This is a genomic window from Streptomyces sp. NBC_00028, assembly GCF_045041065.1.
Classification (GTDB): domain Bacteria; phylum Actinomycetota; class Actinomycetes; order Streptomycetales; family Streptomycetaceae; genus Streptomyces.
Map to the genome: position 1 here is coordinate 323,470 of NZ_CP108294.1, position 14,891 is coordinate 338,360.

The 14,891-nt window shown below is 68.6% G+C and carries 17 protein-coding genes; 6 read left to right on the forward strand and 11 right to left on the reverse strand.

Annotated features, from left to right (window positions below):
- Nucleotides 1–36: 36 nt before the first annotated feature.
- A complete protein-coding gene (locus OG885_RS45525) occupies nt 37–513 on the forward strand; it encodes a hypothetical protein (RefSeq protein ID WP_405743353.1) in 477 nt (158 codons plus the stop codon).
- A gap of 117 nt (nt 514–630) precedes the next feature.
- Nucleotides 631–1,056, forward strand: coding sequence for a peptidase inhibitor family I36 protein (locus OG885_RS45530; protein ID WP_331729482.1), 426 nt, complete (start codon nt 631–633; stop codon nt 1,054–1,056).
- A 298-nt stretch (nt 1,057–1,354) separates the two neighbouring features.
- Here OG885_RS45530 and OG885_RS45535 read toward each other — a convergent pair whose 3' ends face one another.
- The 3 genes from OG885_RS45535 to OG885_RS45545 form a co-directional block, all read right to left on the reverse strand.
- Nucleotides 1,355–2,287, reverse strand: coding sequence for an aldo/keto reductase (locus OG885_RS45535; RefSeq protein WP_331729484.1), 933 nt, complete (start codon nt 2,285–2,287; stop codon nt 1,355–1,357).
- 18 nt (nt 2,288–2,305) lie between these two features.
- Nucleotides 2,306–2,653: an aldo/keto reductase gene (locus tag OG885_RS45540; protein WP_405743356.1), complete on the reverse strand. Its 348-nt coding sequence runs from the start codon at nt 2,651–2,653 to the stop codon at nt 2,306–2,308.
- Nucleotides 2,654–3,546: 893 nt separating this feature from the next.
- Nucleotides 3,547–4,791 carry a DUF418 domain-containing protein gene (locus OG885_RS45545; RefSeq protein ID WP_331729486.1) on the reverse strand — a complete coding sequence of 415 codons (1,245 nt, stop codon included), beginning with the start codon at nt 4,789–4,791 and terminating at the stop codon, nt 3,547–3,549.
- A 214-nt stretch (nt 4,792–5,005) separates the two neighbouring features.
- Between OG885_RS45545 and OG885_RS45550 the strand changes: the two genes are divergently transcribed.
- Together OG885_RS45550 and OG885_RS45555 are read left to right on the forward strand one after the other, a co-directional pair.
- Complete coding sequence (locus OG885_RS45550) at nt 5,006–5,176, forward strand: hypothetical protein (protein ID WP_331729488.1); 171 nt, start codon at nt 5,006–5,008, stop codon at nt 5,174–5,176.
- A gap of 23 nt (nt 5,177–5,199) precedes the next feature.
- Complete coding sequence (locus OG885_RS45555; RefSeq protein ID WP_331729490.1) at nt 5,200–6,972, forward strand: ABC transporter ATP-binding protein; 1,773 nt, start codon at nt 5,200–5,202, stop codon at nt 6,970–6,972.
- A gap of 2 nt (nt 6,973–6,974) precedes the next feature.
- Here OG885_RS45555 and OG885_RS45560 read toward each other — a convergent pair whose 3' ends face one another.
- Nucleotides 6,975–8,093, reverse strand: coding sequence for a histidine kinase (locus OG885_RS45560; RefSeq protein WP_331729491.1), 1,119 nt, complete (start codon nt 8,091–8,093; stop codon nt 6,975–6,977).
- Nucleotides 8,090–8,761: a response regulator transcription factor gene (locus tag OG885_RS45565; protein ID WP_331729493.1), complete on the reverse strand. Its 672-nt coding sequence runs from the start codon at nt 8,759–8,761 to the stop codon at nt 8,090–8,092. The genes OG885_RS45560 and OG885_RS45565 overlap by 4 nt, the downstream gene beginning before the upstream one ends.
- Nucleotides 8,762–9,029: 268 nt before the next feature.
- Between OG885_RS45565 and OG885_RS45570 the strand changes: the two genes are divergently transcribed.
- Nucleotides 9,030–9,182: a hypothetical protein gene (locus tag OG885_RS45570; RefSeq protein WP_331729495.1), complete on the forward strand. Its 153-nt coding sequence runs from the start codon at nt 9,030–9,032 to the stop codon at nt 9,180–9,182.
- Between the two features lie 74 nt (nt 9,183–9,256).
- Here the strand turns inward: OG885_RS45570 and OG885_RS45575 are convergent, their stop codons facing one another.
- The 3 genes from OG885_RS45575 to OG885_RS45585 all read right to left on the reverse strand — a co-directional run bounded on the left by OG885_RS45575 (nt 9,257) and on the right by OG885_RS45585 (nt 11,931).
- Nucleotides 9,257–9,643 carry a hypothetical protein gene (locus OG885_RS45575; RefSeq protein ID WP_405743359.1) on the reverse strand — a complete coding sequence of 129 codons (387 nt, stop codon included), beginning with the start codon at nt 9,641–9,643 and terminating at the stop codon, nt 9,257–9,259.
- Nucleotides 9,643–10,197, reverse strand: a complete 555-nt coding sequence (locus OG885_RS45580; RefSeq protein WP_331729499.1) for a transcriptional regulator — start codon at nt 10,195–10,197, stop codon at nt 9,643–9,645. The genes OG885_RS45575 and OG885_RS45580 overlap by 1 nt, the downstream gene beginning before the upstream one ends.
- 897 nt (nt 10,198–11,094) lie before the next feature.
- Complete coding sequence (locus OG885_RS45585; protein WP_331728796.1) at nt 11,095–11,931, reverse strand: hypothetical protein; 837 nt, start codon at nt 11,929–11,931, stop codon at nt 11,095–11,097.
- 18 nt (nt 11,932–11,949) lie between these two features.
- Between OG885_RS45585 and OG885_RS45590 the strand changes: the two genes are divergently transcribed.
- Nucleotides 11,950–12,165 carry a hypothetical protein gene (locus OG885_RS45590; protein WP_331729501.1) on the forward strand — a complete coding sequence of 72 codons (216 nt, stop codon included), beginning with the start codon at nt 11,950–11,952 and terminating at the stop codon, nt 12,163–12,165.
- 44 nt (nt 12,166–12,209) lie between these two features.
- Here OG885_RS45590 and OG885_RS45595 read toward each other — a convergent pair whose 3' ends face one another.
- The 3 genes from OG885_RS45595 to OG885_RS45605 form a co-directional block, all read right to left on the reverse strand.
- On the reverse strand, nt 12,210–12,986 hold the full coding sequence (locus OG885_RS45595; protein ID WP_331728792.1) for an ATP-binding protein: 777 nt from the start codon (nt 12,984–12,986) through the stop codon (nt 12,210–12,212).
- Nucleotides 12,976–14,562, reverse strand: coding sequence for a Mu transposase C-terminal domain-containing protein (locus OG885_RS45600; RefSeq protein ID WP_405743368.1), 1,587 nt, complete (start codon nt 14,560–14,562; stop codon nt 12,976–12,978). Before OG885_RS45600 ends, OG885_RS45595 begins: the two co-directional genes overlap by 11 nt.
- Nucleotides 14,563–14,703: 141 nt before the next feature.
- On the reverse strand, nt 14,704–14,891 hold a 188-nt coding region (locus OG885_RS45605; RefSeq protein WP_405724191.1), incomplete at its 5' end, for a hypothetical protein.

Sequence of the window (14,891 nt, forward strand, 5' to 3'; positions counted from 1 at the left end):
AGTTGCTGTCTCCAAGAACCGCGGTACGAAAGGTGGGTGCTGCAAGCCATTGTTCACTGTGTCAGCGCCTGCTCCCGCACCGTACGCGACGGTTCCCCTTCGCGACGTGCCCAGATCCCGCACCGCGGCCCGCCTCGCACCATCGCCGTTCGCCCAGAGCGCGTCGATGTGGAGTTCGCGCCCTTCGACGAACTCCAGCCTTGCTACTTCCACGTCAGTGCCTGTCCCGCGACGCGCCTGACCCTCGCCGACGAGGTGAAGGCGATAGACGACGGGACCATCGAGGACACCGGGATCCTGGACGGCAGCCTGATCCTCAGCGCAGCCGAGCACCCTGACCTGTACGCTCGCGCCCTCGCGATGCAGCGCACCGACCCCCACGCGTGTGGTGGCCGGATTCAGCCGGGCAGTGTGAAGCAGGTCACTACGCCGCCGAGACCCACTACGGGGCACCCAACCCGCATACCGGTGAGAGGGCACGTGCGACAGCAGACAGCGGCCACCGACGGTTGACCGATTGGCTTTTGTCCGCTTCGCCACATTTCCATGCTCGTTGAATTGTTGGCGGCCGACGCGTTCCTCAGGTGACGATCGTGCGGACCGCACGACATTTCACGAGGGGGCATCACCATGCGATTCAGCAGAGGCGCGGTACTTGTCGCAGCGTCCTTGGCGCTCACCACCGGCACTCTCGCCGGGCCCGCCTGGTCCGCACCGGCGGGCTCCAACGACAACTCGCAAGCCAGCGTGGACGGTGTGGACGGCGTGCCGGCGCGGGGGGACGGCGGCGACTGCGCCTACGGGCGGCTCTGCCTCTACACCCAGCCGAACTTCAAGGGCACCCGCTTCGACCTCTACGTCTGCAACGACTACCGGCTGGTGCAATGGAACGGAGCGGGGTCGGCCTGGAACGCCCAAACGGTAGGCACGGTCGCCGCGTTCAAGAACCGGCAGTTCACCGTCATCGACACCATCCCCGGCCGTGAGGTGAACGGGACGATCCACGGATTCTCCAGCTACAACTTCGCGCCGGTCTGGTACGCGTACAACTGCTGACTCCGGTGTCGGCGGATGGCGGCCTCCACCACAGTCGTGTAGGCCGCTCCATCCGTCCAGGACCGCAGCCACACCATGGCCGTGGTCCCCTTGCTGGCAGGTTGCCCGGCTGCCCCCCCCACAGTGTCCACCAACGCCCGCGCCGCCGCCGAGGCTTGTCCCGGCATGCGGTACAAGGCCGTCGCCGCGGTTGTACGGGCGGTCCATCGTCGCCATGAAGGCCGCTGACGCTTCAGCACGAGCGGGGACGAGGAGTAGCTGGCCGGCACATGCGAGCACACGCGCGCCCGAGCGGGCCCTACGGCACGGTGTAACCGGCGGCGCGGAAGAGTTCGTACCACTCGGCGCGGGTGAGCGGCAGATCCGAGCCCTGTGCCGCGGCGGCCACGCGCTCGGGCGTGGTGGTGCCGAGCACCACCTGCATCTGCGCGGGATGGCGGGTGATCCACGCGACGGCGATCGCTTCGGCCGGGACGCCGTACTTGTCTGCCAGGCGGTCGACCACGGCGTTCAGCTCGGGATAGCGGTCCGAACCGAGGAAGGGACCGTCGAAGAACCCGGCCTGGAAGGGCGACCAGGCCTGGATCGTGATGTCGTGCAGACGGCAGTAGTCGACGATGCCGTCGTCCCGCACGACCGACTGGTCCAGCCCCTGCATGTTGGCCGCGACGCCTTGCGCGATCATCGGCGCGTGCGTGATCGACAACTGCAGCTGGTTCGCGACGATCGGCTGGGTGACGTACCGGCGCAGCAGGTCGAGCTGGCGCGGGGTCTGGTTGGACACGCCGAACGCGCGTACTTTGCCGGCCGCCGAGAGCTCATCGAATGCGCGAGCGACTTCTTCCGGTTCCACGAGCGCGTCGGGCCGGTGCAGCAGAAGGATGTCGAGGTAGTCCGTGCCCAACGCCGCAAGGGAGCCGTTCACCGACTCGACGATGTGCGCGTAGGAGAAGTCGAAGTACGGCCCGTCCGTGACGATGCCCGCCTTCGACTGGATGACGAACTGCTCGCGCTCGGACGAGGTCAGCTTCAGCGCCTCGGCGAAACGGCGCTCGCAGCCATGCAGGCTCGACCCGTAGACGTCGGCGTGGTCGAGGAAGGTGATGCCGCAGTCGCGGGCGGTGCTCACGAGCGTGCGCACCTCGTCGTCGCTCTTGTCCTGGATCCGCATGAGTCCGAGGACGATGTTCGGCACCACCATGTCGGTGCCGGGCAGGGTGAAGGTCTTCACTGTGTTCTCCGTGTCGGATCAGGCGGACAGACGGGCGACCTGGTCGGCCGTGAGCACCAGGTCGGCGCTGCCCGCGGAGTCGCGGATGGCCTCGGGGCGGGAGGCGCCGGGGATCGGGACGACCGGCGCGAGGGCGAGTTCCCACGCGAGCGTCACCTGGTACACGCTGGCACCCACCTCGTCCGCGGCCTCCTGGAACACGCCGTGGCCCGCGGCCAGGTTCTTGGCGTCGGCGATGCCACCCGGCGGGCTCCAGGACAGGAACGCGCTGCGGAGCCGCGCGTAGTGCTCCAGGTCGCCCAGGCTGGAGCGGAACGCGGGCGACAACTGGTTCTGCGCATGACCGCCCTTGGTCGCGACGAGCAACGGGCCTCGTCGGGGCGGCCCTCGATCGAAAGGGACATGCCGCCAAGGCCGACCGCCGAGACCGCGTGCTCGCCGATGGTGCGTTGTCGCATGCGTTTTCTCCAGTCAGCAGGCGCTGATCGACGCCGTTCCGTCACTCTAGAAATCAGTGATCTAGAAGTCCAACAACTGTCATTGGTCGGACTCAGAAGCTGAACTGGTGAATATGCGCCGATGTCTGCAAGCAGACCGGTGCCGAGGACGTCGGCGAGCAGCCGACGGTGCAGGTCGGTGAGGTTCACGCGGCCGAGGCGCTGCGAGCAGTGGTCAGCTCGGTGAGGGCGTGCTCCCACATGTCACGGATCGCGCGACTGATCAGGGTCCGCAGAACGGGCCACTGCTCCGGGCTCTCCTCTTTCGATCTGGACCGCCCCAAACTGCGGATGAGCGAGCCATGACCCGATTGTGGCCCCGTCGGCCACACCGGGGTATGCGGCTGCCGACTGGCGGCCAGCACCTGGACAGACGGGAGCCCGGCGAGTTCTACGCCGACGGCCGGAGCTGAGTCGGCACGCAGGGGCGGACCGGGCGAGCATGTTGCGGTTGCCGGATGTGACACCTCAGGGATTCCGCGCGCTGTGCTTGGAACGATCAGGCAGGCCCTCAAGCATTCTTCAGTGATCTTCGCGGCGCGGTGCTGCTGGCAAAGAACGTCCAGTGGGCCACCGGCGCAGAGTTGACCGACCTTCACCGTTGAATGGCTCTGTCTGTCGGCCAACGGCCTCTGGACACTTCGCGTCACGACTACGCTCCGGCGGCGCGGTGAGCGAGGGTGGCTGTCTCGCCCGCTGGAGCCTCGCCTTCTGAACGGCGGGCCGGGGTGAAGCGCGGCGCCGTTCCACCCCGGCCGGATCTCACCGCATGTGCTTCGCCGGCTTGGTGGCGGCGTTGAGCAGGTACTCCAGCGGGCCGCGCCGGAAGAAGCGGGACCAGATCGCGGCGAACACGGTCGCCCCGAGGACGAACATGAGCAGCGGCACCCAGGACTGCTGGGTGCTGGTACCGGCCGGCACGGACAGCGCGGACTGCGCGAGGAAGTGGCCGACGTAGGCGGTCAGGGACATGGTGCCCACGGCGATGACCGGCTTCGCGAGGCGGCGCAGCCGCGGCAGGCGCTCCATCGCCACCGTCGCGCCCACGATCACGAGGGTCGCGACGCCGACGCTGCCGATGATGTCGAATGTGGTGCCGCTGTGCGGCCCGGCGGTCAGCAGCGACGACGCCGGCATCTCGGGGAACGACCCGTCCAGGGGCACCGATCCACTGTCGAGGGGCATCGCACCCGAGCCCGAGCCCCCGGATGACGACGACCCGTCCTCCGCCATGCTCCGCAACGCGCCCTTCCCGGCCAGCAGCAAGGACATGCCGTACGCGGCGACGGTGAGGGTGGCACCGAGCGCGGCCAGGCGTCGCTGGACGGCGCCGGAGGAGAGGTCGAGGCGGCCCAGCGCCATGCCCGAGATCACGAACGGCAGCCAGGTGAGGGCCGGGTAGAAGCCGGTGAGCAGCAGCTCGAGCACTCCCACCTCGCTGAGCCGGTGGAGCGGGTCGTAGGCGTTGATGCTCTGCCGGACCGAGTCGCTCACCCACGAGTTCAGGACGTACGCCAGTTGCGGTGTGACGAGGGCGAGCCCGGCCGCGATGATCGCGAGCGTCCGGGCGCGCAGCCGCACCAGGGGCAGAGCGAGCAGGAAGTAGACCCCGTAGAAGCCGAGGATGATCACCCCGCCGTACTCCATCGCCATCACGGTGCCCAGCGCCAGCAGCACCACGGCGCGGATCGCGATCCGCGCCCGCGCCTGCCGGCCGGCCAGACCGGTCTTGGGCTCACGGCGCCCGGCGATCAGCATCAGCGAGAACCCGGCGAGCGTGGCGAACAGGACGGACGAGTGGCCGTCCGCCATGTACCGCACCCAGCTGGCGACGCCGTGGGTGGCGGACAGCGGGGGGCCGATGTGTACGACGTACATGCCGAACACGGCCAGCGCGCGGGCCAGGTCCACGCCGACGAGGCGCCCCATCGAGGGGCCGGGGGAGGAGCGGGGCGGCGGGTGCTCCTGGGGAGCCGGCTTCTCCTGCGGCGGCTGTGTCTGTGTCATACGAAGAACCTCGCGCGGGCGTCACCCGGCGGAGTATCCGGCAGTCCTCGGTAGAGCCCCCGCCGATCGGCGGGTACCGCCCTGCCGACCGGCGGAGCCGCGTCCCCGGCCGGTTCCCGTGAGACCTGAGACCGATCGACTTCCGCCACCCGGCGGGGGTGGCCCCGACGGTCGCCGGATGGGCGCGGGCCGGACGGGCTCCCAGGCTGGAGGCATGACACACCGTGGGCGACACACCAAGCACGACGACTTCAGGGGCGAGTTCCTGGAGTTCCTCGGTCTCGTGCTGGCGGTGGGCGTCTTCGTCCTGTTCGTCGTCCGTCCCGAGGCCGGCCAGGCGTTGGTGCACACCTTCGCCACCACCACAGCGGGACTCGTCCACTGACCGGAATGCCTGAAGGGAACGCCGTGAACACCGCATCCGCCCCGACGACGGATGAAACGCCTCTGTCCGCCCGAGAAACGCTCAAGGCACTGTGCGGGTACGTCCGGCCGCACCGATGGCCCGTCGCCCTCGGCCTGCTGTGCGCCCTGGTCGGGGCCGCCGGAGGGCTGCTGCAACCGCTGGCCACGAAGGTCCTGGTCGACAGGCTCGCCTCCGGTGGGACCATCGCCGGGATCCTGATCGCGCTCACCGTGGTGGTGGTGCTGGGTACGGCCATCGAGGCGTTCGGCGCGTATGTGCTGGAGCGGACGGCGGAGTCGGTGGTGCTGGCCGCGCGGCGCACTCTGGTGGGGCGGTTGCTCCGGCTGCGGATCGCGGAGTGGGAGCGGGTCCCGCCGGGCGATCTGATGTCCCGGGTCACCTCGGACACCACGTTGCTGCGGGCCGTCAGCACCCAGGCGGTCGTCTCCGCCGCCACCGGCGCGGTGGCCTTCGTGGCGGCGATCGTGATGATGGCGTACCTGGACGCCGTACTGCTGGGCGTGACGCTCGGCGTGGTCGTGCTGGTCGGCGGGGCCGTCGCCCTGGTGATGCCGAGGATCGCCCGTGCCACGGAGCGGGCGCAGGAGGCGGTCGGGGAGATCTCCGTCGCGCTGGAGCGGACTCTCGGGGCGTTCCGCACGGTGAAGGCATCCGGTGCCGAGGAGCGGGAGACCGCCCGGGTCGAGGCGGCGGCGCGGCGGGCGTGGCGGCACGGCGTGAGGAGCGCGAAGTGGGAGGCCGTGGCCGGCTCGGCCGACGAACTCGCCGTCCAACTGGCCTTTCTCGCCGTGCTCGCGGTCGGCGGGGCGCGCGTGGCGTCCGGGGAGATCCCCGTGTCCACCCTCATCGCCTTCCTGCTGTACCTCTTCTACCTGATCGAACCGGTGTCCAAGCTGATCGACGCCGTGACCTCCTATCAGGAGGGCGCGGCCGCGATCTCCCGGATCGCGCAGGTGGAACGCCTGGCGACGGAAACGTCCTCCCGCCCCGGGCACAAGACAGCGGCACAGGGACCGGCGTCGGTCCGCTTCGAGGACGTCTCCTTCCGTTACCACCCCGGCCTGCCGCACACCCACCACCAGGTGAGCTTCGAGATACCGCCCACCGGCATGACCGCCTTCGTCGGCCCTTCCGGAGCGGGCAAGTCGACGGTGTTCGCACTCATCGAACGGTTCTACGAGGCCTCCGGCGGCCGGGTCCTGGTCGACGACAAGGACGTAAAGGACTGGCAGCTGCCCGACCTGCGATCCACCATCGGATACGTCGAACAGGACGCCCCAGTCCTGGCCGGCACGCTGCGAGAGAACCTGCTCTTCGCGGCCCCCGCAGCGACCGACGACGCCATCCGCGACGTCCTGTCCCGCACCAGACTCGACACCCTCGTCGCACGCCTGCCCCACGGCCTGGACACCCCGGTCGGCCACCGCGGCTCGAAGCTGTCGGGCGGCGAGCGCCAGCGCGTCGCCATAGCCCGCGCCCTGCTGCGCAGGCCCCGGCTGCTGCTCCTGGACGAGGCGACCTCACAGCTCGACGCGGTCAACGAGCTGGCGCTGCGGGACGTCGTGGCGGAGGTGGCCGGTGAGACCACCGTGCTGGTGGTGGCCCACCGCCTGTCGACGGTGACGGGCGCCGACCGGATCGTCGTCATGGACGCCGGCCGGGTCCGCTCGGTGGGCACCCATGAGGAACTGCTGGACACGGACGGGCTGTACGCGCAGCTGGCGGCCACCCAACTCCTGGCCCCCACACGCTGAGGTCAGTCCACACCGAGGGGAATCCGCAGCCGCACCCGGTAGCCGCCCTCCGGCGTCGGACCGGCCTCCAGGGTGCCGTGCAGAATGTCGGCCCGCTCCCGCAACCCGACCAGGCCCTGCTGCGATCCGGGCAGGGACAGGGAGGGACGCGTGGACGGAGTGTTGGTGACGGTCACTCCGATACCGGCGCCGTCCTGCCACAACGCGACACACGCCGTGGCACCGGGGGCGTGCTTGCGGACGTTGGTCAGCGCCTCCTGGACCGTACGGTAGAGGGCCCGTTGCGCGGGTGTGCCCACGGTGGGCGGCAGTTCACCGGTGAGTTCGACGTGTGTGCCGCTCGATTCCACCAGTGTGCGCAGGTCGGCCAGCGTGGGCTGCGGCGTCAGTTCGGTGGTGTTGCCGCCGGATGCGCGCAGCAGCGTGACCATGGTGCGCAGCTCGTCGAGTGTGGTGACGCTCAGCGAACGGATCGTACGGGCGGCCTCCTTGGCGTCCGCGTCCTTGGTGGCGACCTGAAGGGCTCCGGCCCGTACGGCGATCAGACTGACCTGGTGGGAGACCACGTCGTGCATCTCGCGTGCCAGTTGGGCGCGTTCACGGGCGAGCACGGCCTGCGCGTGCAGGGCCCGCTCATGCTCCCTGGCCTCCTCGATCTCGACGAGCCGCCGCGCCAAGTCCCGTCGCGCCTGCAGAAGTTGGGCGATGAGAACCGGCGCGGCGGCGGTCGCCAGGCTGTACACGAAGGTGACCAGCGTCATGGTCCGGCCGACCTCGGTGAGGCTGGCCAGCGGCCACGGAGTGCTGTTCGCTACGGCGGTCAGGGCGACGCACACCGCGAGAAGAGGCCGGTTGCGGGACCGCTCGGCCAGCGTGAACAGCGCCACCAGCGGAGCGACGGCGACCGGCTGCGTCAGCGCGATGGGCAGAGTCAGCACGAAGACACCGAGCGGGAACCGGCGCCGGAAGGCCAAGGCGACGCAGCCGACCGTCGCCAGCGCGATACCGAGCGGTGTGTCGTCCCACAGGTTCGCCCGCACGTCCACGGCCGCCGCCACCACCAGGAGACCGTCGACGACCGGCGCGGGCACACGTGCCCACAGCGCGCGGACGCGGCTCATTGCCCGGCCCCCGACCGGGGACGCTCGTCGAGAAGTCCGGCCCGCTGCGCCGCCAGCGCGGCCTGCACCCGGCTGGTCACCCGCAGCTTCGTGAGGATCGCGCTGACGTGGTCCTTGACCGTGCCGGCACTGAGGTGGATGCGCGCCCCGACGTCGGCGTTCGACAGCCCCTCCGCCACCAGGACGAGCACGTCACGCTCTCGCGCGGTGAGCAGCCGGACCCGGGCGGCCTCCTCGTCGACGGCGGCCTCGACACCGGGATGGCTGTGCAGCAGCGCCCGCGAAGCCTTAGGAGAGAGCACCACCCCACCTGCGGCCAGGGTGCGCACCAGATGAGCGAGCTGCTCCGGCTCGGTGTCCTTGAGCAGGAATCCCGCCGCACCGCAGTGCAGCGCGGTCAGGATGTACTCGTCGGCGTCGAACGTCGTCAGCATCGCCACTACCGGAGCATCCGGCCTCGTCCGCAGCTCACGCAGGACGGTGAGCCCGTCGACGTCCGGCATCCGGATGTCCAGCAGCACCACATCCGGCCGCTCCCGCCGAACCGTCTCCACCGCCTCGCCACCGCCCGCGGTCGCGACGACCTCAATATCCTCGGACGCGCCCAGAATGAGTTGGAACCCCGAGCGGACCAACGCCTCGTCGTCCACCACCACTACCCGGATCACGCGCGCCCCGCCTCATCTGCATTCCTGCCGCCCATACCGCCACGACCCTAAAGCCAGCCGGCCCCCACACCGACCCGACGAGCGGCAGCACCAGCCACACGGCGGGGTGACACCCACCAGTTGGGAGGCCTCTCACACGCTGCGCGCGGCACCTCGGAGAGACCGAAACCGAACGCCCGCGCGTGTGCGGATCCCGTGATCGCCGGACACCGGAGGTGCCCCTGGCGCCACCCTGCGATCAAGCCACGCCCGCCGTACGAGGAGCACCATGCCTGCGCCCGCCCTCACCGCCGAGCAGGGCAGCGCCATCGACTCCCTCCGGCATGGTGACCACCTGGTCCTGCAAGGCTGGCGCTGGCACCGGCAAGACAACAACGTGTCGATGATCGCGGTCCTCGGCTTCTCCCTGGTCGGCGGGTGAGGTGAAGTCCTCGCCGATGCGGCCAGAGGACCACTCGCCGCCCCTGGCCTTGTGGGCGGTGGAGACGGCTTCGGTCAGTGGGGGTTCCGGTGGCTGTGAAGCTGGCGGACGGTCGCCCACGGGGTATCCGTCTCGTCAAAGGACTCGGGGGCCGACGGCTGGGCGATTGTCTTGTGGCCGAGGCGGTAGAACTTCACTCCGACTGCTGTGTAGGCGAGTTGGAGCCAGCCGTTGGAAGTGAGTCGGCCGATGCTGCGCGATGCGCTGGTGGTGCTCAGGCCGATGAGTTTGCCGATGTCGGTGGCGGTGAGGCGTACTGGCGTTCCGATGGGAACGGCGGTGGCGTAGAACATGAGGATTCTCAGGTCTGCGCCTTGCTTCAGCTGGGACCGCAGCAGGAGGTCGTTCAGCTCGCCGGCATCCATGAAGCGAGGCTCAAATGGCTCGGCAATGGGGGCCATTACGATGCTTCCTTCTTCTTCGGTGGGCAGGGGACCACGGGGTGGCGTGTGTGTTCGATGGCCCTGTGTTGCTGGCTTGCGGGGCCGTCGTAGGCAGCCCGGCCGTTCAGCTTGTAGAACATCACCCTGCCCACTCTCTCTGCCTCTAGGAGGAAGCCTCCCCGATGGAGGTTGCACACGGAGTCGCTTACGGCATTCGGACGCATCTCTAAGGCGAAGCCGATCTGTCGGAAGCTCTCTCGCAACGGCTCATCGCCCGGCGGAGAGTTGAAGAGGTAGTAACCGTAGACCAGTTTGTCGTTCTTCGTGTACCCGCTGTCCTTCGCCCATACGGCCGCCGCCAGCTTCTTGCTGACGTTCATGTGTCGGCCGCCGCTGCTCCAGGCGTACGGCTTGTCGTCTTTGCCGAGCAGCTCTAGCTGGATGAACTCGCCAGTGCATGTGTCTACTGCTGTTCTTGCCCGCCCCATATCGCTCCTGACGTTGGGCTTTCCCTTGGAGGGGAACGATGTGCGGGCCTGACCGTAGCTGTGACCTCTCCCGGGTCCAGGCATGATCATTTCCCCTCTAGGGGAACCATGCGTCCCAATCTGACACTCAAATAGCCCTCAGCGTTACACCCCATGGCCTCTGAACTGGGGTTATGCGCGCGCTCTCTATATGCATGAGGTGTACGCCAACCGGAAGCAGGCTGGCTCTCGCTGTACGCGACCTGTACCCCTTACGAGTTTTCGTGCGCCTGTACGGGGTGGCGTTAGCGGTTCTGAGTCTCGCGTGGTGTCGGTCGTGACGGACAAGATGAATGCGTGGCTGATCTGGGTGGTGGGTTGCTGGAGGCATACGCGTGCCTGGTCGGTCGGCGTTCCCGGCGTCGTGGTTGGCTTTCGGTGGCTGAGGTTCAGCGGTGTGGGTTCGGAGTGAGTTGCAGCGTCAGACTGGCGTTCCGGGGTCGGTCATCGGCTGGTGTTCCTGTGACGGGTGACTTCGAGCACCAGGGAGTTTCCGTGTACAGCGCGATTTCCTGAGCGCCTGTTGAAGTAGTTGTTGTTCGGCCGCCCGCTTTTTGGTGAGTGTCGTGCTTCCGTGAGCCGAGTAGAGGGCGCTCCCTGGGGCGGCTGCCGGCCGGTGGTGGCGGCTTGTGAGGGGTTGGTTCTCGGATTGAAGGAGGTCTGTCCAGGCTTTGGCTCCACATCAAGATCATCTGATCGTATGTCAACTCCCTTTTTTCAAGGCTCGTTGTTGGGCCCAGGTAACCATCGGCGGAGGTGACAGTCTGCGGGAGCAGAAGGGTTCGCGTCTCATTTCTGATGTACCGTCAGGAAAGTACCTGACGGTACATCAACTCCTGTACCTGCCATCGTCGTTGTTGCCAGAGGATGGTGTTGTGTGGTGTTTTGTCGGTGGGGTTTTGTTGCTGGGGTGTCAGTGGCAGACCCGGTTGTTTGTGCTGGTCAGTGCCTGATGAGGGCTGACAGAAGCTGCTGAGGCTGTGCTGACAGCTTGTGCAGAGTGTGCTGGTCGGCTGGTTGCCGATCGCTATCACGCTGTGGCCGCAAGGAGCGTTGTCTGCTGTTCTCGTGGGGTGCGGGCCAGGCGGGGTCGCCGGTCAGCCGTGTGATGGCGGGGTGGATGCCGGCGGTGGCTGCGAGGTCGTAGAGCTGGTTGTGGTGGTGGAAGTTGGTGTGCTGGAACAAGCGCCGACTGCTGTAGGGGTGTCCGCTGTGGTGTTGCCAGGCGCGGGCTGCGATGAGTGCGGAGCGCGCCCATACGGGTATGGGGTGCCAGGTCCGGTCGGGGGAGCGGTAGCGGCCGGGGTGGGGCAGGGCCAGGGCGGTCGCGTCCGGGGCGAGGTCGGTGAGGCGGACACGCGCGAGTTGCTGGGGTGTGGGCTGGCCGCAGGCGAGCTGGGCGGCGAGGAGCCCTGCGTGCAGTGGATGGCCGACTTGTTGCAGCCACCCGACGGCGTGGGCTGCGGGCTCTGTGTCTGCGGTGTTCGGGCCGTGTTGGGCGAGGGCGGGCCGCTGTCCGCAACGGCGTAGCCGCTGCTGGGCGGCTTCCTGCTCGCTGATGAGGGCCCAGGACGCCTCCCGCCATGCCTGTGCCCGGTCGTTGAGCCTCTCGGGGGTGTCGTGCCAGACGAGGGTGAGGTGGATCCCGGTGCACCGCTGGAGGCGGGTCAGCTGCATCCAGCGTGCGGGGGTCTGGGTGTGGGCGCGTAGGAGGATGAGGTGGCCGATGCGCTGTGCGTGGATCCAGCTGGCGGCCGCGGTCCAAGCGGGGCGGACCATGTCGGCCCATGCCGCGCGGTGTCGGGGGACGTCGGCCTGGTGGCGGGGGAGGGTTTTACCGAGCGCGGCCAGGACGTCCTGGGCCAGGCCGGGCGGGTGGGAGGCTGCCGGGGTGGGGTGGACGACCAGGCGTCCCGCGCCAAGCCGGTGCGCTGCGAGTGCGGCCTGAGTGAAGGCTGGGTCATCGCCGGTGTCGAGGAGGACGGTGAATGCTGCTCGTACCGCATGACGTGATGCTGCGCCCGGGTCTGTCCTGTGCCGACTGCCTGGCTTCACTGCTACATGCCGCCGATCTTGCTGTAGACCCAGTGGACCAGGGCTTCGGTGACCGTGTCCGCGCCGGTCTTCCTCATCCCTGCCACGAGGTGGTGGGTGATGTTGGCCCAGTTGCGGAAGCTGCCGTGCGCGGCTTCGGCGTCGACCGCATCGATCAACCCCGGTTCAGCTGTGGCCCACACCGGATGGAAAGCCGCGATGACCTGCCCTACCTCCGGCTTGGGGATGCGGTCGAACTCCTGCCAGATGTACATCCGTGAGGCGAGCATCGGCTCACGCCGCAGCACCCGATAGCAACTGTCGCCACCGGCGAAGACGACCGCGATGTCCGTGTGCCGGTCATCCCACAGATGACGCCAGAACTCGAACCCGGTGCGGCTCATCCACTGGGCCTCGTCGCAGACCAGGACCCGGAACTGCTCGGCGAGGACGTTCTTCAGGAGCGCGTCGAACTCGATCGGACGCTTGGGCGGCTCACCAGGCAGGCGCAGAGCCTTGAACAGTCCGTGGCGGATGTCACGCGGAGTGGGACCGGACCGCAGTTCCAGACGGTAGGTGATGTCAGGCGCCAAGGCCCGCAGCGCGGAGTTCACGGCCATGGTCTTGCCGTATCCGGCCGGCCCATAGGCGCACATCATCGCCTTGGCCTCGATGACCGCCTCGATGTTGTCCCGAGTGGTCAGCAACGCCTCGGTCCCCACCAGGTGCGCTGCCTCCAGGCCGAGGAAGTGGTCCTCGCGCTCGTCAGGCAGGCGTCCGTAAGCCAGGTCAGTCCTCATCGCGCCATCCGTCCTGCTGCTTGGGATCCACCAGCTGCACCCAGTGCTCCGGCGCCGGGCCGTGGGGAATCAGACCCGGCCGGGCCAACTGGCGCCTGTCCCGTCGCGCCCCGCCCTCCAATTCTCCGGCTGCCTCACCGCGGGCCGGGGTACGGCTGCGTTCGGCCGGGCCGGCAACGGTCTGCGCCTTGAACCGCTCCCGGCGCAGTTTCTCAGCGGCTTTGAGATCAGCCCGCAGGCGGCGGGCCGATGCCGTGCGGGCGGCTCTGAGCGCACGGACCTGCTCCGCCGTGGCGGCCTCGGCCAGGTACGCGCTGCCCAGATGCGTGCCGTCGGCAGCGAAGACCTCGATGACGTCGTCATGGTGAGGCAAGTGCCGGATGGAGACGCGCGTGCCGGTCCGGCCGACCATCCAGTCGGCGATGTAGTCGCGGCGGTGCCACCTGATGCCGTGACTGGTGATGGTCCGCTCCCGTCCATCGCTTTCGAGCGAGAAGTGAGCCAGCCGCTCGGACGGAGCCTCAGCCAGCGGGGTGGCATCGGCCATCCACGCTTCCAACGGGGTCCTGCCCTCCAGGCCGGCAGGCCGGTGCTGGCTGTTCCACCAGTTCACCCAGCCCAGCAGCCCGGCCACGAAGGCCTCGAAGGCGAGAGCCGGCGCGTCCGGGTCAGCGCTCTTGCCCCCAGTGAGTTTCTGCCGGTGCAGGTAGCGGGGCAGGAGGACGAAGTGCATCTCCTCGGCTGCGTCGTTGAGCGCCTCGACGGTGCCTTTCAGATGCGGCGTGTACGGGGGCAGATCCACTACTGCGACGGCGAAGCCACCCATGGCGGCAGTCACGGTGCGGCACAGGAATTCCTTGCCTCGGTCGACCCGGATGGCACCAGGGAGCCCTCCGGCCGGACCGTAGGGCTCACGCCGGTCGATCGCGCACCGCAACGAAGCCAGCACCGCGTCCCGGCTGGGCGCATGAGGAGTGACCGCAACACCGACAACCACCCTGGTCGCACAGTCGATGAACCACGTCACCCAGGGACAGACCAGCTCCCCTTCGACATCGACCTCAACGGGAACCCGCTTGTGGTCGCCTTCCCAGACAGCGTTGCGGTGGACGGGCGGCCGTCTAGCGAAGACGTCGTGCACCCGCCGACCTGCTTCACCCTGGCGCAGCCCGGCCCGCTCACCCGCCGTCAGGTCCCGGCGGATCGCCCGGTGCAGGGTCGCCAACGACGGCACCGGCCCGCTGGCAGGATCCAAGCGAGCCCGCTCGACCAACTCGGCGTGAACGCGGGAAGCGTTGCCGCCCCACAGGGCCAGCAGCGTGCGCACTTCCGGTGTCACCGTGAACCGCGCCGCAGAAACGCGGCCGTAGCGGCCTTCCTCTCGCGCGGCGAACAGCCACCGCCACACCGTCCGTTCGGAACGCCCCAACGCCTGCGCCACCAGGCGGACATGAGCAGACGTCAGTTCATCGCGGTCATCGAGGTCGATCAGGCGCTGCACCGCGGCGGTCCGGCCCACCTCGGCCGGCACCCTTCCACGCGCTGCCGTGCATCTGATCTGTCTTCGGCCATGCATCAGTACTCTCACACCGTTGGCAGAGTTCTGACGGGCTTCGGCATCGCGATGACAGTAGGTAGATACATCTGCTAGCAGCGCCCACAGAGGAATGATCGAGAATCCCCGACCCCGGACCCAGATCTGATGCTGTGTCAGCATTTAGTGACGAGACGTCAACTTCCCACCGCTGACCCCTAGTTGCTGCTTCTTCCGGAGTTCGCGGAGCGGACTCCGGTGCCGGATCGCGGAGCGATTCGGCTTCCGGGCCACGGAGTGGTCCGGTCCGGCGGAGCCGCCGGGGAGGCGGGCGCGGAGCGCCCGCAGGGGGAAGCCGCGTAGCGGCTTCG

Bases quoted from the DNA above. Each gene is read 5' to 3' on its own strand.
- OG885_RS45530 (WP_331729482.1), top strand. From the start codon at position 631: ATGCGATTCAGCAGAGGCGCGGTACTTGTCGCAGCGTCCTTGGCGCTC.
- OG885_RS45545 (WP_331729486.1), bottom strand. From the start codon at position 4,791: ATGACACAGACACAGCCGCCGCAGGAGAAGCCGGCTCCCCAGGAGCAC.
- OG885_RS45550 (WP_331729488.1), top strand. From the start codon at position 5,006: ATGACACACCGTGGGCGACACACCAAGCACGACGACTTCAGGGGCGAG.
- OG885_RS45560 (WP_331729491.1), bottom strand. From the start codon at position 8,093: ATGAGCCGCGTCCGCGCGCTGTGGGCACGTGTGCCCGCGCCGGTCGTC.
- OG885_RS45570 (WP_331729495.1), top strand. From the start codon at position 9,030: ATGCCTGCGCCCGCCCTCACCGCCGAGCAGGGCAGCGCCATCGACTCC.
- OG885_RS45575 (WP_405743359.1), bottom strand. From the start codon at position 9,643: ATGGCCCCCATTGCCGAGCCATTTGAGCCTCGCTTCATGGATGCCGGC.
- OG885_RS45580 (WP_331729499.1), bottom strand. From the start codon at position 10,197: ATGCCTGGACCCGGGAGAGGTCACAGCTACGGTCAGGCCCGCACATCG.
- OG885_RS45585 (WP_331728796.1), bottom strand. From the start codon at position 11,931: ATGGTCCGCCCCGCTTGGACCGCGGCCGCCAGCTGGATCCACGCACAG.
- OG885_RS45595 (WP_331728792.1), bottom strand. From the start codon at position 12,986: ATGAGGACTGACCTGGCTTACGGACGCCTGCCTGACGAGCGCGAGGAC.
- OG885_RS45600 (WP_405743368.1), bottom strand. From the start codon at position 14,562: ATGCATGGCCGAAGACAGATCAGATGCACGGCAGCGCGTGGAAGGGTG.